20 protein-coding genes are annotated in these 22,214 nt (G+C 69.0%); 2 read left to right on the top strand and 18 right to left on the bottom strand.

All coding sequences use genetic code 11. From position 1 onward, the window contains the following. Nucleotides 1-118 precede the first annotated feature (118 nt). From AB0L91_RS26155 to AB0L91_RS26125, 7 genes are all read right to left on the bottom strand, one after another. A complete protein-coding gene (locus AB0L91_RS26155; RefSeq protein WP_365014386.1) occupies nt 119-1,417 on the bottom strand; it encodes an FAD-binding oxidoreductase in 1,299 nt (432 codons plus the stop codon). A 5-nt stretch (nt 1,418-1,422) separates the two neighbouring features. After that, a complete protein-coding gene (locus AB0L91_RS26150; RefSeq protein ID WP_365014383.1) occupies nt 1,423-1,797 on the bottom strand; it encodes a hotdog domain-containing protein in 375 nt (124 codons plus the stop codon). Then, nucleotides 1,794-3,452 (bottom strand): NAD(P)/FAD-dependent oxidoreductase, encoded by a 1,659-nt coding sequence (locus AB0L91_RS26145; RefSeq protein ID WP_365014380.1) that lies wholly within the window; start codon nt 3,450-3,452, stop codon nt 1,794-1,796. Before AB0L91_RS26145 ends, AB0L91_RS26150 begins: the two co-directional genes overlap by 4 nt. Nucleotides 3,453-3,565: 113 nt before the next feature. After that, a complete protein-coding gene (locus AB0L91_RS26140) occupies nt 3,566-5,023 on the bottom strand; it encodes an aldehyde dehydrogenase family protein (RefSeq protein ID WP_365014378.1) in 1,458 nt (485 codons plus the stop codon). A 31-nt stretch (nt 5,024-5,054) separates the two neighbouring features. Next, nucleotides 5,055-6,149 carry a Zn-dependent alcohol dehydrogenase gene (locus AB0L91_RS26135; RefSeq protein WP_365014375.1) on the bottom strand — a complete coding sequence of 365 codons (1,095 nt, stop codon included), beginning with the start codon at nt 6,147-6,149 and terminating at the stop codon, nt 5,055-5,057. Continuing rightward, the gene (locus AB0L91_RS26130) at nt 6,146-6,910 is read right to left on the bottom strand and encodes an enoyl-CoA hydratase/isomerase family protein (protein WP_365014372.1); all 765 of its coding nucleotides are present in this window, start codon (nt 6,908-6,910) and stop codon (nt 6,146-6,148) included. The genes AB0L91_RS26135 and AB0L91_RS26130 overlap by 4 nt, the downstream gene beginning before the upstream one ends. 10 nt (nt 6,911-6,920) lie before the next feature. After that, nucleotides 6,921-8,528: an AMP-binding protein gene (locus AB0L91_RS26125; protein WP_365014370.1), complete on the bottom strand. Its 1,608-nt coding sequence runs from the start codon at nt 8,526-8,528 to the stop codon at nt 6,921-6,923. A gap of 280 nt (nt 8,529-8,808) precedes the next feature. Between AB0L91_RS26125 and AB0L91_RS26120 the strand changes: the two genes are divergently transcribed. Continuing rightward, nucleotides 8,809-9,486: a TetR/AcrR family transcriptional regulator gene (locus tag AB0L91_RS26120; RefSeq protein WP_365014367.1), complete on the top strand. Its 678-nt coding sequence runs from the start codon at nt 8,809-8,811 to the stop codon at nt 9,484-9,486. Between the two features lie 69 nt (nt 9,487-9,555). Here AB0L91_RS26120 and AB0L91_RS26115 read toward each other — a convergent pair whose 3' ends face one another. Genes AB0L91_RS26115 through AB0L91_RS26105 form a run of 3 tightly spaced genes read right to left on the bottom strand, consistent with a single transcriptional unit; the run spans nt 9,556 to nt 12,321 of the window. After that, a complete protein-coding gene (locus AB0L91_RS26115) occupies nt 9,556-10,320 on the bottom strand; it encodes a gamma-glutamyl-gamma-aminobutyrate hydrolase family protein (RefSeq protein ID WP_365014364.1) in 765 nt (254 codons plus the stop codon). Continuing rightward, nucleotides 10,317-11,666: a glutamine synthetase family protein gene (locus tag AB0L91_RS26110; RefSeq protein ID WP_365014361.1), complete on the bottom strand. Its 1,350-nt coding sequence runs from the start codon at nt 11,664-11,666 to the stop codon at nt 10,317-10,319. The genes AB0L91_RS26115 and AB0L91_RS26110 overlap by 4 nt, the downstream gene beginning before the upstream one ends. Further along, entirely contained in the window at nt 11,659-12,321 is a 663-nt protein-coding gene (locus tag AB0L91_RS26105; protein WP_365014359.1) for a hypothetical protein, read from the bottom strand. Before AB0L91_RS26105 ends, AB0L91_RS26110 begins: the two co-directional genes overlap by 8 nt. Before the next feature lie 155 nt (nt 12,322-12,476). Here AB0L91_RS26105 and AB0L91_RS26100 point away from each other — a divergent pair, with 155 nt between their 5' ends. Next, nucleotides 12,477-13,436, top strand: a complete 960-nt coding sequence (locus AB0L91_RS26100) for an alpha/beta hydrolase (RefSeq protein ID WP_365014357.1) — start codon at nt 12,477-12,479, stop codon at nt 13,434-13,436. Between the two features lie 63 nt (nt 13,437-13,499). Here the strand turns inward: AB0L91_RS26100 and pntB are convergent, their stop codons facing one another. Genes pntB through fabG form a run of 8 tightly spaced genes read right to left on the bottom strand, consistent with a single transcriptional unit; the run spans nt 13,500 to nt 22,197 of the window. Then, nucleotides 13,500-14,921, bottom strand: a complete 1,422-nt coding sequence (gene pntB / locus AB0L91_RS26095) for a Re/Si-specific NAD(P)(+) transhydrogenase subunit beta (RefSeq protein ID WP_365014354.1) — start codon at nt 14,919-14,921, stop codon at nt 13,500-13,502. A 28-nt stretch (nt 14,922-14,949) separates the two neighbouring features. Beyond that, the gene (locus AB0L91_RS26090; protein ID WP_365014351.1) at nt 14,950-16,473 is read right to left on the bottom strand and encodes a Re/Si-specific NAD(P)(+) transhydrogenase subunit alpha; all 1,524 of its coding nucleotides are present in this window, start codon (nt 16,471-16,473) and stop codon (nt 14,950-14,952) included. Beyond that, nucleotides 16,470-17,561: an acyl-CoA dehydrogenase family protein gene (locus AB0L91_RS26085; protein ID WP_365014349.1), complete on the bottom strand. Its 1,092-nt coding sequence runs from the start codon at nt 17,559-17,561 to the stop codon at nt 16,470-16,472. Before AB0L91_RS26085 ends, AB0L91_RS26090 begins: the two co-directional genes overlap by 4 nt. After that, entirely contained in the window at nt 17,558-18,736 is a 1,179-nt protein-coding gene (locus AB0L91_RS26080; RefSeq protein WP_365014347.1) for an acyl-CoA dehydrogenase family protein, read from the bottom strand. Before AB0L91_RS26080 ends, AB0L91_RS26085 begins: the two co-directional genes overlap by 4 nt. After that, nucleotides 18,733-19,959 (bottom strand): acyl-CoA dehydrogenase family protein, encoded by a 1,227-nt coding sequence (locus AB0L91_RS26075; RefSeq protein ID WP_365014345.1) that lies wholly within the window; start codon nt 19,957-19,959, stop codon nt 18,733-18,735. Before AB0L91_RS26075 ends, AB0L91_RS26080 begins: the two co-directional genes overlap by 4 nt. Continuing rightward, nucleotides 19,959-20,990: a phosphotransferase family protein gene (locus tag AB0L91_RS26070; protein ID WP_365014343.1), complete on the bottom strand. Its 1,032-nt coding sequence runs from the start codon at nt 20,988-20,990 to the stop codon at nt 19,959-19,961. Before AB0L91_RS26070 ends, AB0L91_RS26075 begins: the two co-directional genes overlap by 1 nt. Continuing rightward, nucleotides 20,990-21,442, bottom strand: coding sequence for a MaoC family dehydratase (locus AB0L91_RS26065; protein WP_365014340.1), 453 nt, complete (start codon nt 21,440-21,442; stop codon nt 20,990-20,992). The genes AB0L91_RS26070 and AB0L91_RS26065 overlap by 1 nt, the downstream gene beginning before the upstream one ends. Further along, on the bottom strand, nt 21,439-22,197 hold the full coding sequence (gene fabG, locus AB0L91_RS26060) for a 3-oxoacyl-ACP reductase FabG (protein WP_365014337.1): 759 nt from the start codon (nt 22,195-22,197) through the stop codon (nt 21,439-21,441). The genes AB0L91_RS26065 and fabG overlap by 4 nt, the downstream gene beginning before the upstream one ends. Between the last annotated feature and the right edge of the window lie 17 nt (nt 22,198-22,214).

Raw genomic sequence — 22,214 nt, 5'->3', positions numbered from 1 at the left:
AGTCATACGACCAAGTCGATTGGATCGGCCACAGACCTGCTGGGATAGGCGTTCGGCAGCACCGGCCGTCGGGAGAGGACGCCCTTCCACCGACGACCGGTGCGAACCAGGGCGGCGCTTACCTCCCGAGCGCGGCCATCCGATCGGTCGCACGGTCGGCGAGCCAGCCCAGATACAACGCGGGGTTGCTGACGAAGCTGGGCCAGAACCGCTTGCTGCCGTGCCAGATCGCCTCCAGGTCCGCGTGCCGCGGCGCACCGGTGACGTGATCGGCCAGCAGGTGGCCCACGTACTGCGCTTGGGCGAAGCCGTGACCGTTGCACGCCGCCGAATAGAGCACGTTGTCGGAGGCCGCGCCCGCGACGGGAAGCCACGTCGAGCTCATGCCGATCCAGCCGCCCCAGGCCTTCACCGGCTTGATGTCACGCAGTCCGGGGAAGCGGTCGTGGAATCCACGGACGAGATCGTCGGCGACGGTCGGCGAGGGGGTGCGATCCGGCAGCGGGTTGCGGCCCGCCTGGACCCGGCGCGTGCCGAACGCGATGGTTCCGCGCGGGGTGACGCGGTAGCTCTCCAGGATCATGTGCAGTGTGACCATGGGAGCCCGGCTGGTCCAGCCGATCTCGTCGAGCCGCTCGGGCGCGATGGGTTCGGTTTCGATCAGCGAGGTCCACACCGGGGTGGCGAGGTGCTTGGGCGCGATGGACAGGCTGTTGCTCGCGGCGTTCGTGGTCAGTAGCGCCTTGCGGGCCTTGACCTTTCCGTGCGGGGTGTCCACGACGACCCCGGCACCGATGTCGGCGATATCGCGGGCGGGAGTGTGCTCGTAGACACGCACGCCGGCGGCGATCGTCGCCGCGCGCAGGCCGAGCGCGAACTTGCCCGGGTTGACGGTGCCGCCGACCCCCTCACGGACACCACCGAGGAAACCCTCCGGCAGACCCGCCTCGGGGCCCTCCACGAACTCACCCGACGACCCGGCCTCGGCCAGCACCTTCGCATTGCGGCGCACATGCCGCAACTGCCCTTTCGACACCGCGGCCATCACGATGCCCTCCTGCCGGTAATCGCAGTCGATCGCGTGGCGCTCGATCGCGTTCTCGGCGAAGTGCACCGCGTTCTCGGCGTAGCGGTACAGCTCGCGCAACCGCTCGCGCTTCAACAGAAAGCCCAGCATCTCCGGATCGGCGGCCACCGAGTTCGTGATGTACCCGGCGTTGCGCGAGGTGGCGCCCCAACCCAGCGTGCGGGCCTCGAGCAGCACCACGTCGACGCCCTTCTCGGCGAGGCGCAGTGCGGCCGACATGCCGCCGCCACCACCGCCGATCACCACGACATCGCAGTCGATATCCGCGGTCAGGGACGGTTCGACCGTCGTGGGCTGTGCGGCCCATCCGGTGTCCTGGATCAGTTCCATGGCGCCTACTCCGTTCCGTCGGCGGGGATGACCGCGGTGCCGACCGCGCGTACCGCGAGCAGGGGCGGCTCCAGCACTTCCGCGTGGCCGGTGTCATCGGAGCCACGACAGATCACCCGCAGCTCGAAAGCGACTGTGCGACTCCGGTTCCCCTTTCTCACCAGGGTGGCCTCGGCCTCGACGACATCGCCGCCACGGACCGGGGCGAGGAATTCCACCGACGAGTAGCCGGCGAACAGGCTTTCGTGGCCGTCCATTTCGATCGCGAGATGGGTGCCGACGTCGCCGAAGAGTTTCAAGGCGTAGGCACCGTCGACGAGATTCCCTGCGTAGTGCGCGTCGGAGAAGGCGACATAGCGCCGGTGGATCGCCGTGCTCATGCGATCTCCTCGTGGATCGGGCCGAGGGTGCGCGACTGCGCTTCGCCGTCGAGCGCGACGCCGGGGTAACCCCGCTTCGCGATCTCGGTGCACATGCGGCGGTATTTGCCGACACCACCGAGGTAACCCATGAAAGTGTTGGGCTTTCCTGCGATGTTGGAGCCCCGGTACCAGGAGTCCGTGGTGGCGTACAGCGTTTGGGCGACGGTCCACTCGGTGACGTCGACCCACTCCCGCTGTGCTTCGGGGGTGGCCTCGATCACCGTGGCACCGGTGTCGCGGGCATGTTCGATGAGGTCGGCGATCCAGTCGACAGCCTGCTCGATCGTCACCACCACATTGCTGGCCAGCGCGGGGCTCAGCGGTCCACCGACCATGAAGAAGTTGGGGAAGTCGGCGGCCATGAACCCGAGGAAGGAGCGGATGCCGTCACTCCAGGCCTCCTGCAGCTTCTCGCCGGTGGCCCCGGTCAGGTTGAGGCCGTACAGCGGCCCGGTGAAGGCGTCGAAACCGATCGCGAGCACGATCGCGTCCACCTCGTAGGTGCCGTTCGGAGTGACGATCGCGTTCTCGGTCATGGTCTCGATCGGCTCGTCGCGCAGCGATACCAACGACACGTTCGGCCGGTTGTAGGTCTCGTAGTAGTCGGTGCCGAACACGCTGCGCTTGGCACCCAGCGGGTGGTACTTGGGCACCAGCAGTTCCGCCGTCGCCGGATCCTCGACGATCTCGCGGATCTTGTCGTGGATGAATTCCGACGCGGTCCGGTTCGCCTCTACGTCGAAGAGCAGGTCGACGAACTCACCGCCGACGCCCTGGAAACCACTGCGCTCGTAGGCCTCCTCGTAGCGGCGCTTGCGTTCCTCGTCCGAGACGTCGAAGGCCCGGTCGGTGACGGGGCGATCGGGGATGCCGCCGGGCGAGTGCCTGCACTCCTCGCGGATGGCCACGTAGTCGTCCTTGACGGCGGTGACCTGTTCCGGGGTGAGTTCGGCGTTGCGCGCGGGCATCACATAGTTCGGGGTGCGCTGGAACACCGTCAGGTGGTCGGCGACCTCCGCGATCAGCGGAATGGCCTGCACGCCCGAGGATCCGGTGCCGATCACCGCGACACGCTTGCCCGCGAGGTCGTCGAGCGAGATGTTCCACCGGCTGGTCGACACCTGCAGACCGGCGAAGTTCGACAGCCCCGGCACGTCGAAGTCCTTCGGGGTGGACAGGCCACCCGCGCCCGAGATCAGGTAGCGGGCGCGCCGGATCTCCCCGTTGTCGAGCCGCACCTCCCACAGGTTGTCGTCCGCGTTCCAGGTCGAACCGACCACGCGGGTGTTGAAGGTGAAGTGCTTGCGCAGGTCGAACCGATCGGCCACGTGCTCGATGTAGCTCAGGATCTCGGCCTGCGGGGCGAACCGCTGACTCCACGTCCACTCCTGCTGGAGTGCCTCGTCGAACGAGTACGAGTAGTAGATGCTCTCGACGTCACAGCGCGCGCCCGGATAGGTGTTCCAGAACCAGGTGCCGCCGACGCTGGGCCCGGCCTCGAAACCCGCGAAGGTCCAGCCTGCTGTCGTCAGCCGATGCGAGAGGTAGACGCCGGTGAAGCCGGCACCCACACCGATGACGTCGACGATCTCTGAGTGGGAAGTGGAGTTCATGGCAGAAGCCGCTTTCCTTAGCATGGTCAATCGACTGGATCAAATGACTTAGTTGAAGTACACCAGTGGTCCCGGTCACAGTCAAGGGATGGGCGGAAGTAGTTCCGCGATCACTACATCGGCAGGTCGGGAGAATCGACGCCGACCACCCGGTCGCCGCAGAACACCCGGACGGATTCACCGGGGCCGTGGCCGCCGATTCCCGAAGCGCCCCAGAAGCTTTGGGCCGAACCGTCGGCCAGGTCGGCGACCTTGGCGCCGTTCACCCGCACCTCGCCCGACAGCACCCGCGAGCCGACCTCGATGGCGCGGCCCAAGTCCCCGCCGAACACATAGGCGTCCAGACCCGAGGGGTTGGCGTTGGCCACGCGCAGCGCGTCCTCGTCGGACTCCACGGCGTGCAGACTGATGAGCGGACCGAACAGTTCGGCGGTCGCCAGCGACGCGTCGACATCCGTAGCGATCGTGGGCGACAGGAAGAAGCCGTCCGGACCGGGGAGCTTCGCGGGCTGATGGATGGTCGCGCCGTTGGCCCGCAGCCCGTCGATGCGGCTCTGCAGCGTCGCGAAGTGCGGGGCGTTCGAGATGGGGCCGAGTTCGGTGCGCTCGTCGAGCGAGTTCCCGATCTCGATGCGGGCGATGCGATCGAGCAGCGCCTCGAGCAGTGGTTCGACCAGGCTCCGGTGCGCCAGCACCTTGCCAGGGCCTTCGCACCACTGACCGTTGAGTTTGGTCATTCCGTCGAGGATGCCGTCGGCTGCCACATCGATGTCGGCGTCGTCCAGCACCAGGGCCGGGTTGTTGCCGCCGAGCTCGAGCTGGAGCACCTTGAAGTCCTCGGCCGCCGCGCGGGCGATCGCCCGGCCCGCGTTCGGGCCGCCCGTGAAGGAAACGATCTTCACGCGCGGGTCGCCGGTGAGGGCCGCGCCCACGTCGCCCGCACCGTGGAGCAGTTGCAACGCACCGGCGGGCAGACCGGCCTTCACGAAGCTCTCGACGATGATCTGTGCGCTGCTCGGCGCGTGCTCCGACGGCTTGAGAATGACCGGGCAGCCGGCGGCCAGCGCGCTCACCATCTTCGCGGCCGGAATGAAACTCGGGCCGTTCCACGGGGTGAGGATGGCGGCCGGGCCCCACGGGACCTTGTAGAGCCGCACGTCACGCCCACCGGCCGCGAGCGCGGTGCGCCGGGGGGTGGTGCGCAGGTCCGCGGCCGAGGCCCGGATCCGGTGCGGCAGGAACTGCGCGACCATCCGGGCTTTGGCGATCGGGACACCGCTGGTGAGGGCGTCGGTGCGGGCGATGTCCTCGATCCGGGACTCGACGATGTCGGCCGCGCGCTCGATGACGGCGGCGCGTTCCTCGCTCGCCGCGTCGTCCCAGCGCTCGAAACCGTAGGACCGCTCGGCGTGGCGCAGGGCGCGCTCCACGTCGGTGGGGGTAGTGGTGACGGCGCGGTGCACGGGCAGGCCGGTGTTGGGGTCGAGATTCCAGGCGTCCGGGATCGTCGCGCACTCGGACCACTCGTCGGCGATGTAGTTGATCGGCTGGGGCAGTTGTGGATTCGACATCCGGAGCTCCTTCGATGCTCGATGGGGAAGGTCAGACGGTGAGATCGGCGACGATGCGGGTGACCTCGCCGGACTTCATCGCCTCGAAGCCCTTGTCGACGTCGCGGAACGGGATGACGTCGCTGACCATCTCGTCGAGCAGCAGGCGACCCTGCAGGTACAGCCGGGCGAACTGGGCGATGTCCTCCTGCGCCTGGCCCGAACCCATGTACGAACCGATGAGGCGCTTCTCACTGAAGAAGAAGTTCCAGGCGGGCAGCACCAGATCGGTTCCGTCGGGGGCGATCCCGACCATGCACGCGGTGCCCGTGGCGCGCAGGACCGCGAGCGCGGTGGCCGCGGTCCGCGCGCTGCCGACGGCCTCGAACGCGTAGTCCACGCCGTCGCCGAGCAGGTGCTGGATCTCGGCGGGGACGTCGGCGGCACCGTTGACGACGTGCGTGGCACCGTAGGTGCGGGCCGCGGCGAGCCGCGCGTCGTCCAGATCCACGGCGACGATCGCCGAGGCACCCGCCAGGCGCGCGCCCTGGATGATGGCCGAACCCACGCCGCCGCAACCGATGACGGCGACGGTGGCGCCCGGACGCACCTGGGCCGCGCGGAACACGGCGCCGATGCCGGTGATGACACAGCACGAGAGCAGGCAGCCCACGTGCAGTCCGACCTCGTCGGACACCTTCACCAGGGCGTTCTCCCGCATCAGGGTGTGCCGGGAGAACGCGCCGATGTCCCCGAGCCGATGCACGACCTGGCCACCGGGCAGTTGGAAGGCGGGCCGGGGACGCCGCCGGATCTCGGTGACGCGCTGACACTGGGTCGAATGCCCGACCTGGCAGTTGCGGCACTGCCCGCACGAGGGCGTGAGCGCGCCGACGACCCGGTCGCCGGGACGCAGCGAGGTCACCGCGGAGCCGACCGACTCGACCACACCCGCCACCTCGTGACCGACCACCACGGGCAGGTCAGCGCCGACCGTGCCGGTCATGTAGTGCAGGTCGCTGTGGCACAGACCGACATTGGTGACGGCCAGGCGGACCTCGTGGGGCTCCGGGTCGTCGACCAGGATCTCGGTGAACTCCAGCGGTTCGTTCACCGCGGTGAGAACTGCTGCTTCGGTGGTGATCATCCTTGTCTCCGTTCGTTCTTCGATGCCCAGAAACCGTCGATGCCCTCGGACAGGGCACCGGACTCCCAGGACTGGCGGGCCGCGTCGTCTTCGCGGGCGAACGCGGCCTCGATCTCGTCGGCGCGTGGCCGCAACAGGCCCAGATGCAGTGCGGTGGTGCGGGGATCGGAATTCCACCGGCGGGCCGTGTCGACCGCGCGAGCAACCAGGTGGTCCTCGGCGACGATCTCGTCGAGCAGCCCGATGCGGAGTGCTTCGTCGGCCTTCACGCGCTCGGAACCGAGGACGATGCGCATCGCGTGGTTGCGGACCAGCCGGCCCAGCAGGAAGCTCGAGGCGTTGGAGATGATGATCCCGCGGTGATTCTCCGGCTGGAAGTACTCGGCGGCCGGGCTGCCGATCCGCGCGTCACAGCACAGGGTGATCTCCGAGGCCCCGCCGACCGCGATCCCGTTCACGGCCGCGATCACCGGGATCTTCGTCTCGAGGATCGCGCGGGTGATGTCGTGGAAGGTCGCGAAGGCCTCGCGCATCTCGTCGTAGGTGCTGGGCACCGACTGCAGGTCTTCCCCGGCGGAGAAGGCTCGGCCGGTGCCGGTGAGCACGATGCCGCGGACGAGATCACCGGTGCCGAACTGGCGGATGGTCTGCGCGAGCCGCACCCGGGTGGCCACGTCGAGCACGTTCAGCTTCGCGGGGCGGTTCAGGGTAAGCACCGCGACGTCTTCGTCGATGCGGGTGTCAAGATAGTTGTCGGTCATGTCCGGCTCCTCAGTCGCGCGGGGGTTGCAGGTCGTAGGTGGTGCCGGGCGATTCCGCCGCGCGCGCTTTCAGCGCGGGCTTGGATACCCGTTCTGACGGCGTGCGCGGGAAGTCGGCGACGAACTCCACGTAGCGCGGAAGCTTGAACCGCGCCAACTGGGTTCGCGCGTTGTCGAGGAGGTGCGTTGCGGTCGCGCGACTCGCTTCGACGCCGGGGGCAAGCTGCACGAAAGCCTTGACCTCCTCACCGAACAGCTCGTCGGGCACACCGACGACGGCGGACGCGACCACGCTGTCGTCGCGTTCCAGCACGCGTTCGACCTCGGCGCTGGCGATGTTCTCCCCGCCGCGGCGGACCATGTCCTTGATCCGGCCGACCAGGCGGTAGCTGCCCGCTTCGCGCACGGCGACGTCACCGGTGTGCAGCCAGCCGTCGCGCAGGACCTGCGCGGTGTCCTCGGGCCGGTTCCAGTAGCCGAGCATCATCGGCTTGCCCGAGGTGATCAGTTCGCCGGACTCGCCCTCGGCCACCTCGCGACCCTGCGGGTCCACCACGCGCACCCGTTTGGTGGGAACCGGCTGCCCCAGCCGTCCGCTGCCGACATCACCGGCGCTCTCCGGCAGGCTGACCACGTCGACACCGCTCTCGGTCATCCCGAAGATCTCCCGCCACGGCGCGCCCCAGCGCTGTTCGAGCTCCGCGTGCAGCGCGACGGGGATGGCCGAGCACAGCACGATGCGCAGGTGGTTGTCCCGGTCGGACGGCGTGGGCGGCTGCTTGAACAGCAGCGTCGGCATCGACCCGAGCACGTAGCAGAACGTGGCCCGGTGCTTGCGGACGTCGGCCATGAAGCCGGAGGCGGAGAACCGGGGAAGCACCACCAGCGGCGCGCCGATCGTCAAGCACAGCGCGGTATTCCACTGCGGGTCCATGTAGGAGAACGGCTGCGAGGTGAGGGCCACGTCGTCGGCGCCGAGTCCGGCCACAGTCGCGGCGACCCAGCCGATCCGGGTCCAGTAATCGTGGGTGAGCATGCACGCCTTGGGGAATCCGGTTGTCCCCGAGGTGTATTGGAGATTCGCGAGGGTCGCGCCCGTGACGGCGACCGCGGGCGGGTCCGCCGGGTAGGCCGAGAGTTCACCGGCAGCGGTCGCTTCGACGACGCGGACGTCGGCCAGCTCACCGTTCGCCGCGCGCACCTCGTCGACCAGCGGCGTGTGCGCGGCGTCGGTGAACAGCACCCTGGCGCCGGAATCCCGGAGGACGAATTCGAGATCGGCCCGCTGGTACGCCGAGTTCACCGGCACCGTCACCGCGCCCGCCTTGAGGATCGCCAGCCAGGCGATCGGCCACTGCACCACGTTGGGCAGCATGATCGCGACCCGGTCCCCCGGACGGACACCGTCCTCGGTGACCAGCCGCCGGGCCAGCCGCGAGGTCCAGTCGTCGACCTCGGCGAAGGTCCAGGACCCGTCTACGAACCGGAGGAATTCCCGATCGGGAGCGCGGACGGCCCGATCGGCCAGCAGACCGACCAGGGTGTCGATCGGCGGGTCCACGGTCAGACGTTCGAGCGCGATCGCGCGCTCGGTGTGGACCGATTCGACGTGGGTCATGTCGTCCCTTCGCGGGTAGCAGGTGGCAGGTCGTGGATCGACCCCGGTCGCCGGGCTGCGATGCCCGCACGCTCGCCGTCACGGTGGGTTCTCGCGACGCCTGGAGCGCCAGGGGATGTGAGGCCTGCCATAACGGTAGCCGTTGTGGGTCATTTGATCAAGGCGAATGACTAACTAATTGCCATCATCCTCGGCCCACGATCGCCCGATGCACTGTTCGGACTGGTAATGTCGTGATTGACTTGATCAATCGTTCAGATTCGATGCGAAGGAGCACCGCATGGCTCGCATTCCCGCCGCCGAACGCCGCGCCGACCTGGTCGCCGCGGCCGTGCGTGTGATCGCCACCCACGGAGTCGACGGTGCCACCACCCGCCGCATCGCCGAGGAAGCAAACGCTCCGCTGGCGACCCTGCACTACTGCTTCGCCACCAAAGAGGTGTTGTTCGGGGCGGTGTTCGAGTTCCTCGCCGGCGAATACCGCGACGTGCTGAACCGCAGCGACGTCCACAGCGACACCCAGCACACCGCGCGGGGACTGCTCCGCGGCGTGCTGCAGTGGTACCTGGAGAATCCGGACTTCGGCGCGACCATCCTCGAGCTGATCAGCTGGGGCCAGCGCGAGGGCAAGAAGGCCGAGGTCGTGTACACGGCGGCCTTCGCGACCATGCGCACCATCATCGAGAGCACGACGACCGCCGCGGGCCGACCCGTCGACTCGAACACGATCGATCAACTGATCTACGTGGTGTCCACGCTGTCCGACGGCTTCGCGCTCAACTGGCTGGTGTTCACCGATGCCGCCGCGGCGCGGGCCCAGGTGGAACTCACCGTCAGCGTGCTCGACACGTGGATGGCGGCCAACCTGGGTGACGCCGCCACGCCGGGGCCCCGACCCGTGGAGGTCGCGCCGGAGCCGGACATGCGGTCGCTGGTGTCCTGGGTGCGCGTGGAATGAGCACACCGGCACCACGAACACTGTGGCCGCCACCGCAAACGGTGGCGGCCACAGTCGTTTCCGCGTCGCTCAGCGCCGCTCGGCGGCCGCGTCGACGAGCCAGCGCAGCGCGCCGTCGTCGCTGGTCATCCACTCGGGATGCCATTGCACCCCGAGCACGGCGGCACCGGGGAGCTCGACCGATTCGGCGACACCGTCGTCGGTGCGGCCGGTGACCACCAGTCCCTCGCCACACATTTCGATGGCCTGGTGGTGCCACGAGTTGGTCACCAGACGATCGCCGAACACCTTCTGGGCGGTCGTCCCCGCGTCGAAGGAGACCACGTGCTCGGGGTCGCCGTCCGACAGCGGACCCACCGGCATGAGGTGCCGGATCGGCCCGTCCGGCAGGTCGGGAATCAGCGTGCCGCCCAGGGTCACATTGAGCACCTGCATGCCGCGGCAGACACCGAGCAACGGAATCCGCCGCGCCAGCGCGACCCGCGTGAGCGCGATCTCGAACTCGTCGCGGCTGCGGTCGTGGACCGAGGGGTCGGCGAGCGAATCGACGTCGTCGACGACCGACTCGTCCCCGCCCCAGCAGGCCGGATGCACATCCTGGCCACCGGTGATCAGCACACCGGACAGCCAGTCGCCCAACGCTTCCGGGTCCGCGTCGTAGGGCAGCATCACCGGCACACCACCGGCGCGGGTGATCCGGTCCGCGAAATCGGTGAAGAAGCTGTCGGTGAGGCGCTGACCGTATCCCGGGTGGGAACCCCTGATCAGCTCGATCCGGAACCGTCGCCCGGTCAGTCCGATCAGCGGTTTCACCCGTGCCGAGCGGGCTGTCACGGGAACTCGAAGTAGCGGGCCGACTCCCACTCGGAGAGTTCGGAGAAGGGATCACCGCCGCCGGTGTGGAACTGCATCCACTCCCAGCGCCGCGTGCCGACCCAATAGTCGACGAACTCGTCGCCGAGCTGCTCACGCAGGATCAGATCAGCGTCGAGCGCGTCGGCCGCCTTGGTGATGGTCTCGGGCAGCCGCTCGAGATCCGGTGCGCACCAAGCCATGTCGCTCACCGGATCGGCGGGCTCGAGGTCACCGTCGATCCCGGCGATCACCCCGGCCAGAATCGTCGCGACCGCGAGGTACAGGTTGGCGTCGGCGCCGGGAACGCGATACTCGAGGCGGGAGTAGACGGGATGCCCGACCACCGCACGCACCGCGGTGGTCTTGTTCGCGATGCCCCAGGTCACCGTCGTGGGCGGACCACTCAGGTCGACCAGGCGCCGGAAGGACGTGATCTGCGGGAGCATGACCGAGGTCGCCCCACGCATCGTCGCGAGCAGCCCGGCGACCGCGTGCCGCATCGTCGCCGACGGCCCGTCGGGAGCGTAGAACGCGTTGACACCGTCGCGCTGCAGCGACAGGTTGACGTGCGAGGCCTGGCCGTAACCCGCGGTCGGCTTGGCCATGAAGGTCACCGTGTGCCCGCGTTCGAAGGCCACCTCGCGCATCACCTGCCGGGCGCGAGCCCAGTTGTCGCACACCGAGATCGGATCGCCGGGTACCAGATTGAGCTCGACCTGACCGGCCGCGTCCTCGTCGCTCCAGGCCTCCCACTCGATGCCGATCTGCTCGAGCCGCCGCACGACCGCCGACATGTAGTCGACCCAGTCCTTGGACTTCGCGAGATTCATTGCGGTGCCCGCGGAACCGCCGAGCGGAGTGAGATCGCGGTATCCCTTCGCCCTGGCCTCGTGGACGGACTCCTGGAACAGCGTGGCCTCGATCTCGACCGCGATGGTCGCGGTGAATCCCCGGGTGGCGAGCCGGTCGACCAGCGTGCGAGCCAGGTTGCGCGGACAGATGCCGACCGGGGTGCCGTCGGCCTGCCAGTAGTCACCGATCACGGACTGCACGCCGGGCTCCCACTGCACCGACGTCGACATGTCGGGCCGGAACTGCAGGTCGGCGAGGTGCCCACGCCAGGACGGGTAGGCGAAGCCCATGGTCGGCGCGTTACCCAGGTCGAGCCCGAACAACAGATCGGCCACCCCGAACTCCGCGGTCGTGGCGAACTTCTTCGGTGCGATGTTCTTGCCGTGGAACGAACCGTCGTGATTGGTCGACTCGATCCGGACCGTGTGCACATCGGGCACGAGAGCCGTTGTGGTGGTGGCGATTTCAGACATCGTAACGAACCTTCCAGGATGCGGCGACCAGCACGGACAGCTGCGCGAGCGTGCCGCGCACGCCGATGAGGCCGGTGGACAGCGCGGCGAGCAGATCGACCGCGCCGGCGAAGATGGCGGCCAGCAGCTCCGGCGGGCCCGCGATGACGTAGTGGGTCTCCCCCTCGCCCGCGACGACCTGATCCAGGCCTTCGGGGCCCTCGATGACCGCGATCAGCATGTCCGGGATGCCGGGAACCGATCTGGTCGCCGCCCAGAAGCTCGCGGCCGCGGTCTTCCAGTCCGGCAGCGGCGGCGACAGCAGCGCGACGGCCAGGGCCACGAACTCGGGCGCGCCGATGGGCTCGCCGACCGGGGCGAAGAACTGGTTCAGGTCGACGGTCACGTCGAGGTCGGGCTCGACGAACACGCCGCCCGACACCGCGATGGCGCCGTCGGCGATGGTGATGGTCGCGGCCTGCGGCGTGTCATGGGAGCGGATCGCGATCGCACCTACCGGACCGGTGGACAGCAGGGAGCTGTCGGCACGGAGGGAATCGGTGACGGTCCGGGCGATCAGCCGGACGATCGGACTGGCGTCGTCCTCGATCCGGATATCGACCCCGCCGACCGCGTCGGCCCCGCGTGTCGCGGGATCGATCGTCGTTTCGGTCATCATGTTGTCCTTTCGACTCGACGAGATCGTGTGCGCGGTACAGCGTCGACAGCGGATCCCCAACGAAACGTGAACTCATAGTCAAATGTCTGGGTCACGTGACTATGATGGTGAGGCACAGATCACCCTCTTGTCAACGACCAGCGAGGATTCCCATGAACGACGCCACCCCCGCCTGCTGGGATCTGCTCGACGACCAGGCCGCGACCGTGGCCGGAATGATCGGCCAGATCCTGCAGAAACCCCTGCGTGAGCTGGGGCCTGAGCAGGCCCGCGCGCTGGTGGACTCGACCCCGTCCACCGACCCGATCACGCCGCTGGACCATGTTGGTCAATTGACCGTGCCGACGCGTTCCGGCACGATCGCGGCCCGTCTGTACCGCGCCGACGGTACGTCTCCCGACGGCGCCGCGCCCGCCCTCGTCTACCTACACGGCGGCGGCTTCGTGCTCGGCACCCTGGACGGCGCCGACGAGTTGTGCCGCGCGATCGCCGCCGGATCCGGCTGGACGGTCGTGTCCCTCGACTACCGACTGTCCCCGGAGAACCCGTACCCGGCGGCGCTGGAAGATTGCCTCGATGCCTACGCGTGGCTGATTCGATCGGCGCCCGACCTGGGCATCGACCCCGACCGCGTCGCGGTCGGCGGCGACTCCGCCGGCGGTAATCTCGCGGCCGCCCTGTGCCTGCACCGACGCGAGGAGGGCAGCGCCCTGCCCGTGGCCCAGGTACTCGCCTACCCGGCCGTGGACGACAGGTTCACCAGGGCGTCGTGGTCGGACTTCGCCGACGCGCCACTGCTCGGCGCCGCGGACGCACAGTGGTTCTGGGAGCAATACGTCGGTGCCGGGCATCCCGGCGGCGACCCACTCGCGGCGCCGATGCGCGCGCGGTCACTGCGTGACCTGCCGCCCGCGCTGGTCGTCACCGCGGAGGTCGACCCGATCCGCGACGACGCCGAGGCCTACGCGCAGCGGCTGCGCGCCGAGGGTGTCGAGGTGTCGTCGACCAGATACACCGGCGTCTTCCACGGATTCTTCACCGAGGTCGGGGTTTTCGCGCAGACCAAGGCAGCGATCGACGAGGTGTGCGTCTACCTGCGCGCGCTCGCGTAGACGAAAGCCACAAAGGGCGGCAGCGCTTGTGGCACTGCCGCCCTCTTCTCGCTTCAGGCTCGATCAGAGCGCCTTGACGATGTCTTCCACCCGGTCCCTCGCGTCGCCGAACAGCATCGCGGAGTTCTCCCGGAAGAACAGGGGGTTCCGCACGCCGGCGTAGCCGGAGGCCATGGATCGTTTGAACACGACGACCTTGTCGGCCTCCCACACCGTCAGCACCGGCATGCCCGCGATGGGGCTGGCCGGGTCTTCGGCGGCCGCGGGGTTGACGGTGTCGTTGGCACCGATCACCAGCACCACGTCGGTACCGGTGAAATCGTCGTTGATCTCGTCCATTTCGAGCACGATGTCGTAGGGCACCTTCGCCTCGGCCAGCAGCACGTTCATGTGCCCGGGCAGCCTGCCCGCGACAGGGTGCACGCCGAACCGCACGGACACCCCGCGCTCGCGCAGCTTGCGGGTAAGTTCGGCGACGCCGTGCTGGGCTTGGGCCACGGCCATGCCGTATCCGGGGGTGATGATCACCGATTCCGCCCCGGTGAGCAGCTCGGCGACCCCGTCGGCGGTGATCTCGCGATGCTCGCCCAGGTCGGTGTCGCCCGCCGGGCCCGCGGTGATGCCGAAGCCACCCGCGATCACCGACAGGAACGAGCGGTTCATCGCCGCGCACATGACGTACGACAGGTACGCGCCCGAAGAGCCGACCAGCGCGCCGGTGATGATCAGCAGATCGTTGCCGAGCAGGAAGCCCGACGCCGCCGCGGCCCACCCGGAGTAGCTGTTGAGCATCGACACCACGACCGGCATGTCACCGCCGCCGATGGAGGCGACGAGGTGCCAGCCGAGCAGCAGCGCGACCACGGTGATCGCCACCAGCGTCCACAGATTCGGGTCGACAACGAACCACCCGGTCAGTGCGGCGAACACGACCAGTGCGCCGAGATTCAGAATGTTCTTGCCCGGCAACATCATCGGCGCCGAGGCGATCCGCGCCGAGAGCTTGAGGTAGGCCACGATCGAGCCGGTGAAGGTCACCGCGCCGATGAACACCCCGATCGCGACCTCGGCCCCGTGAATGCCCAGCAGGCCCGCGGCGCGGAGCAATTCGGCATCGGCGCCGCGGGGATGCCGTTCGACGTGCAGGTAGCCGTTCCAGCCGACCAGCACCGCCGCCAGACCGACGAACGAATGCAGCAGCGCGATCAGTTCGGGCATCCCGGTCATCTCGACGATGCGGGCCCGCCACAGGCCGATCGCGGCACCCAGCGCGGTCGCGCCGACCAGCATCGCCAGGCCGAGCGGCTCAATGTCGCGGTCGATCGCCAGCGCGACGGTGGCGCCGAGGGCCACCGCCATCCCGGTGATGCCGAGGGAGTTGCCCAGCTTGGCGGTGTCGTGCCTGGCCAGCCCGCCCAGCGCGAGGATGAACAGCAGCGCCGCGACGATGTAGGCCGAATTGGCCACGGTCTCAACGGAAATCATGAGAAGTCACTCCGAGGTCGGGCGCAGCTCAGCTGCGGGAGAACATGGCGAGCATGCGGCGGGTCACCGCGAAGCCACCGAAGATGTTGATGCTCGCCAGCAGGATCGCCGCGAAAGACAGCCCCGTGATCCACGGATCGCCGTGTCCGATCTGCAGCAGCGCGCCGACCACGATGATCCCGGAGATCGCATTGGTGACCGACATGAGCGGAGTGTGCAGTGCGTGGTGCACGTGGCCGATCACGTAGTAGCCGATGACGATCGCCAGCGCGAACACCGTCAGGTGCCCCTGCAACGCGGGCGGTGAGATCGCGATCAGCCCGAAGACCGCGGCCGCCGCGGCCAGCACCAGCCCGAAGCGGCGCCGGGCGGACATCGGTTCCTTCGCCGGCGCGGGTTCGGCCGCGGCGACCGCTTCGGGCGCCGGTGCCGCCGAGACGGCGACTGGAGGCGGCGGCCAGGTGATCTCGCCGCCCCGCACGACGGTGACCGCGCGCTGGACCACATCGTCGAAGTCGAGGACCACCCGCCCGTCCTTGCCCGGCGTCAGCAGCTCCAGCAGGTTCACCACGTTCGTGCCGTACAGCTGCGAGGCCTGCGCGGGCAGGCGACCGGCCAGATCCGTGTAGCCGATGATGGTGACACCGTTGTCGGTGACGATCGCGCGGTCGGTGACGGTGCCCTCGACATTGCCACCGTTCTGCGCGGCCATGTCGACGATGACGCTGCCGGGTCGCATCGAAGCCACCATCTCGGCGGTGATGATGCGGGGCGCCGGACGACCGGGAATCAGCGCGGTCGTGATGATGATGTCGACGTCCGCGCACTGCTCGGCATACAGCCGCGCCTCGCGCGCCTTGTAGTCGCCGCTCATCTCCTTGGCGTAGCCGGTGGCCGACACCTCGGTCTCCGCGGATTCGATCGACAGGTATTCCCCGCCGAGGGATTTCACCTGATCGGCGACTTCCGGGCGCGGATCGGTCGCCCGCACGACGGCGCCGAGACTGCCCGCGGCGCCGATGGCGGCCAGCCCGGCCACCCCGGCCCCGACGACGAGCACCTTGGCCGGCGGCACCTTGCCCGCCGCGGTGACCTGTCCGGTGAAGAAGCGGCCGAAGGCGTGCGCCGCCTCCACCACCGCGCGATAGCCCGCGATATTGGCCATCGAGGACAGCACGTCCAGCGACTGGGCGCGCGAGATGCGCGGCACTGCGTCCATAGCCAGCGCGGTGATCGGCCGCGCACCGAGGTCGGCGAGCAGATCGGGATCATTGGCCACCCCGAGCAGGCCGATCACGGTGGCGCCGGGATTCAGGTCGTCGAGCTGGTAGACGGCCGGCGCGTTGACACCGAGCACCACGTCGGCGGTCCGCGCGTTGCCGATGGTGGCGCCCGCCGCGAGGTACGCGTCGTCGGAGAACGAGGCGAGGTTTCCCGCGCCGGTGTCGACCACCACGTCGTAGCCGAGCCGGACGAGCCGGGAGACCGTCGCCGGGGTGGCGGCCACCCGGGTCTCACGCGGGCGTGCTTCCCGCAGGACTCCGATGATCATGGTCCCGGGACCTCGACCAGTTCGGCCAGCCGCGCCCGGTGCGCACCAGCGGTACCGAAGGCGATCTGGTCGGCCTTGGCGCGCTTGAGGTACAGGTGGGCCGGATGCTCCCACGTCATGCCCATGCCACCGTGCAGTTGCACGGCCTCCTCGCCCGCGTACACGGCGAGGTCGCTGCAGAACGCCTGGGCGACCGCCGCGGCGACGGGCACGTCGTCATCGGCGGCGAGTGTGGCCGCGGCGTAGCGGGCGGCGGCGTTGCCGGACTCGACGGCGGTGTAGAGATCGGCCAGCCGGTGCTTGATCGCCTGGAAGCCACCGACGACACGACCGAACTGACGTCGCTCCTTCAGGTACGCCACCGTCTCGTCGAGGCACCACCGAGCGATGCCGTACTGCTCCGACGCGAGCAGGGCCGCGCCCGCGGTGAGCGCACGCCGTACCGCCGCCTCGCCGTCGGCCACGACGAGCTCACCGGTGACACCGTCGAACACGATGTCGGCGAGCTGGCGGGTCATGTCGAAGGAGACGACCGGGGCGAGCTGGGCATCCGCGGCCGACACCGCGTACAGCGCAAGGCCTTCCGGGCCGGGGGCCAGGACCAGCAGCACGTCGGCCTCGAGCGCACCAGCGACACTGGTTACGGTCCCGGTCACCCTGTTGTCAGCGTCGACGGCGACAGACGGCAGCACCGCGTGGGCGGCGGTGGACAGTGGCACCGCGAGCGCGGCGGTGCGCTCCCCCGCCGCGAGCCGACCCAGCAGGGCCGAACCGGAGCCGAGCAGTGCGGTGGTGGCGACCACGGCACTGGTCAGGAACGGCACGGGTGCGACGAAGCGGCCGAGTTCCTCGAGGACGACCGCGGCCTCCCTGGCCGAGGCGCCCGCACCGCCCTCGGCTTCGGGGACGAGCAGCCCGGCCAGGCCGAGGTCGACGGCGATGTTCTTCCAGAGGTTGTCGACCAGCGCGCGGTCGCCGTCGTACAGGGCGGTCACCGCGTCGGGTCGGCACTGGGAGGTCAGCACCGAGCGCACGACACCGCGCACATCGTCCTCGATCTCGGTGTAGACCAGATTCAGGTCGGTCATCGCGCGACCTCCTTCCAGGGACGGTCCTTGTCGGTGCGCGGTTCGGCGGGCAGGCCGAGGACCCGTTCGGACACGATGTTTCGCAGGATTTCGGAGGTGCCGCCCTCGATCGAGTTGCCCTTGGCGCGCAGATAGCGGTAGCCCGCGTCGCGGCCGTTCATGTCGACCCGCTCCGGGCGGACCAGGGTCCAGTCGGAGTAGCGCAGACCGTCTTCGCCGAGGAGTTCGACCTCGAGGCCGGACAACTGCTGGGCGATGCGGGCGAACGACAGCTTCATCGCCGAGCCTTCCGGTCCGGGCTGCCCCTGGGCCAGCTTCTGGCGCAAGCGCAGACCGGTGAGCCGGGCGACCTCGGCGTCGACCCACAGCCTCAGCAGCCGGTCGTGCAGTTCCGGTGTCCGCCGCTGCGGGTTGTCGCGCCAGGTGTCGGCGACCACGCCGACGATGCCGGACTCGCGGGTACTCGCCTTGCCGCCGATCGCGACGCGCTCGGTGTTGAGCGTCGCGTTGGCCACCCGCCAGCCATCGCCCTCCGCGCCGAGGCGCTGGGCGTCGGGCACCCGGGCGTCGGTGATGAAGACCTCGTTGAACTCGGCTTCACCGGTGATCTGCCGCAGTGGCCGCACCTCGATCCCCGGCTGGGTCATGTCGATCAGGAAGTACGTCATGCCACGGTGTTTGGGGATGCCCGCGTCGGTGCGGGCCAGCAGGATCGCGAACTGCGCCAGATGCGCGCTCGAGGTCCACACCTTCTGCCCGTTCACCACCCACTCGTCGCCGTCCCGCACCGCCTTCGTGCTGACGTTCGCCAGGTCGGAACCGGCGCCGGGCTCACTGAAGAGCTGGCACCAGATCTCCTCGCCGGTCCACAGCGGACGCAGGAAGCGCCGCTTCTGTTCCTCGGTGCCGCAGGCCAGGATCGTCGGACCGGCCATGCCCAGCCCGATGACATTGGCGCCCGGATTGTTGTCCGGGGCACCGGCCCGCTCGAAGAGCTCGTCCACCTCCGGCTGCCAGGAGTGGGACAGACCGAGTCCACCGTGCCCTTCGGGGAAGTACACCCACGCCAGGCCGGCGTCGAAGCGAGCACGCAGGAACTCGAGCCGATCGAGGGCTGCGGGGTCGTTGGCGGCGAGGAATTCCCCGATCCTGGTCCGCAGTTCGTCGATGGTCATCCTCTGGCCTCCCGTTGTTGGCGCAGCTCGTTCTTGGCCAGCGCGTTCTTGTGAACCTCGTCCGGGCCGTCGGCGAAGCGCAGCGTGCGGTTGCCCGCGTAGGACGCGGCCAGCGAGAAGTCCTGTGACAGGCCGGCGGCGCCGTGCACCTGGATGGCCCTGTCGAGAATCCGCTGCACAGTGGCCGGTGTGGCGATCTTGATCGCCTGGATCTCGGTGTGGGCGCCCTTGTTTCCGACGGTGTCCATGAGCCAGGCGGTCTTGAGCACCAGCAGCCGCAGCTGTTCGAGCTCGACCCGCGACTCGGCGATCCAGTCCCGGACCACGCCCTGATCGCTGAGCGGCTTGCCGAAGGCGACGCGCTCGTCGGCGCGGGCGCACATCGCCTCGATCGCGCGCTCGGCCACGCCGATGGCGCGCATGCAGTGGTGGATGCGGCCGGGGCCGAGCCTGGCCTGCGCGATGGCGAAACCTGCGCCCTCGCCACCGATCAGGTTGGCCGCGGGCACCCGGACATCGGTGAACGACAACTCGGCGTGGCCACCGTGATCGTGGTCGTCGTACCCGAAGACTTCCATGCCGCGGAGGATCTCCACGCCGGGGGTTTCGCGCGGGACCAGGATCATCGACTGCTGACGATGCCGGCTCGCGGAGGGGTCCGTCTTGCCCATCACGATGAAGATCTGAGCATTCGGATTCATCGCGCCGGTGATCCACCACTTGCGGCCGTTGAGCACATAGTCGTCGCCGTCGCGCTCGATGCGGGTCGCGATATTGGTGGCGTCGGAGGAGGCCACGTCGGGCTCGGTCATCGCGAAGGCGGACCGGATCTGCCCTTCCAGCAACGGCTCCAGCCATTCCTTCCGCTGGGCCTCGGTGCCGAACTGCGCCAGCACCTCCATGTTGCCGGTGTCGGGCGCGGCGCAGTTGAGCGTGGCGGGGGCCAGATGTCCACTGCGGCCGGTGATCTCGGCCAGCGGCGCGTACTGCAGATTGGTCAGGCCTGCACCCTCGGCTCCGGGCAGGAAGAGATTCCACAGGCCACGTCTGCGCGCCTCGGCCCGCAGCTCTGCCATGACCGGCACCGAATCCCATGCCCAGCGGTTGTCGAGCTGGGACAGCTGCGCACGGAATACCGGTTCGGCCGGGTAGACATGGGAGTCCATGAAGTCCAGCAGCGAGGCCCGCAATTCCTCGGTGCGGGCGTCGTAGGCGAAATCCATCAGCGGTACTCCTTCAATGCGGTGAGACCGGCTTCGAGGAGGGGGTCGATCACCGCGCCGACGGTGTCGAAACCCTTGCCGACGGTTTGCCCGTGCAGATGGCGATAGTGGATGCCCTCGAGGATCGCGGCCAGCTTGAACGCGGCGAGCCCGAGGTAGAAACCGAACCGGGACATGTCGCGATCGCTGCGGGCGGTGTAGCGCTCGATGATCTCGCTTTCGGACAGGAACCCCGGGGCGGTCGACGCGTCGGCCACCGTCGCACCACTGGACCGGTCCGCGGCGAGGCGGCCGTACAGGAGCATCAACGCCAGATCGGTGAGCGGGTCACCGAGAGTGGCCATCTCCCAGTCGATGACCGCCGCGAGCCGGTCGTCCCGGTCGGTCAGGACGTTGTCGAGCCGGTAGTCGCCGTGCACGATGCCCACCGCCGACTCGGTGGGCACGTCGGCGGCGAGTCGTGCGTGCAGTTCGTCCGCCAGGGGCAGCTCGCGCGAATGCGACGCGTCCAGCTGCTTCTTCCAGCGGCGCACCTGACGCTCCAGGAATCCCTCGGGACGACCGAAGTCGGCCAGCCCGATCGCCGCCGGATCGACCGCGTGCAGGACTGCGAGGGTGTCGACCAGATCGGTCGAGATCGCCCGTGTCCGTTCGGGTCCCAGCGCGCGCAACTCCGCGGCGGTTCGATACGGCGTCCCCTCCACATGTTCCATCACGTAGAAGGGCGCGCCGAGCACGGTGTCGTCCTGGCACAGCGCGTGCGTCGTCGGCACCGGGACATCGGTGGGCCGCAGCGCGGCCATCACCCGGTACTCGCGGGCCATGTCGTGGGCGGTGGCCAGCACATGCCCCAGCGGTGGTCGTCGCACGATCCAACGGGTGCGGCCGTCGCTGACCGCATAGGTCAGGTTCGACTTGCCGCCGGCGATCAGTGTGCCGCTCAGGGCGGAGCCCATCGCGGGAACCCGATCGCGCAGCCAGGTCGAGAACCGGTCGAGATCCAGTCCCGGAAGGTCGGTCCGGGCGTCCATCAAACCACCACGAGGGTGAGCGACTCGACGACGCAGGCCGGCTTGTCGCCGCCCTCGGTCTCGATCACGATCTTGGTGGTGACCAGGTGGCCCGCGGCACCCGCGACGACCGAGACCAGCTCGATCCCGGCGCGCACCTTCGAATCCACCGGCACCGGTGCCGGGAAGCGCAATTTGTTGGCGCCGTAGTTGACCGCCATCCGCACGCCCTCGACCCGGTACACCTGCGCGACCAGCAGCGGGACCAGCGACAGGGTCAGGTAGCCGTGCGCGATGGTGGTGCCGAACGGTCCGTTCGCCGCCTTCTCGGTGTCGATGTGGATCCACTGGTGGTCACCGGTCGCGTCGGCGAAGGCATTGATCTGCGCCTGGGTGACGGTGTGCCACTCGGAGTAGCCCACATGGGAACCGACCGCCGCCTCGAGCTCGGCGATGCCGTCGAAAGTCCTCATGCCTTCGGCCCTCCCGCGACGTAGAGCACCTGACCGGACACGAAACCCGCGCCCTCGCTGGCGAAGAACGACACAGCGTGCGCGATGTCCTCGGGCAGACCGGTCCGCGCGACCGGAATCTCCTTGGCGGCACCGGCTTTGAAGTCCTCGAACGGGATTCCGACGCGCGCCGCGGTGGCGGCCGTCATCTCGGTCTCGATGAATCCGGGGGCGACGGCGTTGGCGGTGACGCCGAACTTGCCGAGCTCGAACGCGAGCGTCTTGGTGAAGCCCTGCAGACCGGCCTTGGCCGCGGCGTAGTTGGCCTGGCCGCGATTGCCGAGCGCCGAGGTGCTCGACAGGTTGACGATGCGGCCGAAGCCGGCCTCGATCATGGACTTCTGCGCCGCGCGGGTCATCAGGAACGACCCACGCAGATGGACGTTCATCACGGTGTCCCAGTCGTCGGTTGTCATCCGGAACAGCAGGTTGTCGCGCAGCACGCCGGCGTTGTTGACCAGCACGGTCGGGGCGCCGAGCTCGGCGGTGACCCGATCCACGGCGGCGGTGACCGCGGCCTCGTCGGACACATCGGCGCCGACGGCGATCGCGCGGCCGCCCGCGGCTTCGATCGCCTCGACGACCGGCTTACAGGCGACCTCGTCGAGGTCGATCACGGCCACGGCCATGCCGTCGGCGGCGAGCCTGCGGGCGACGCCCGCGCCGATGCCACGGGCCGCCCCGGTGACGATGGCGGTCTTGGTGGGGGTACTCATCATTGTCTCCAGATAGT

This window comes from Nocardia sp. NPDC051833 (assembly GCF_040681225.1).
Taxonomy (GTDB): domain Bacteria; phylum Actinomycetota; class Actinomycetes; order Mycobacteriales; family Mycobacteriaceae; genus Nocardia.
The sequence above is the reverse complement of the archived record's forward strand: the minus strand, read 5'-3'. Positions and strand labels throughout refer to the sequence as shown.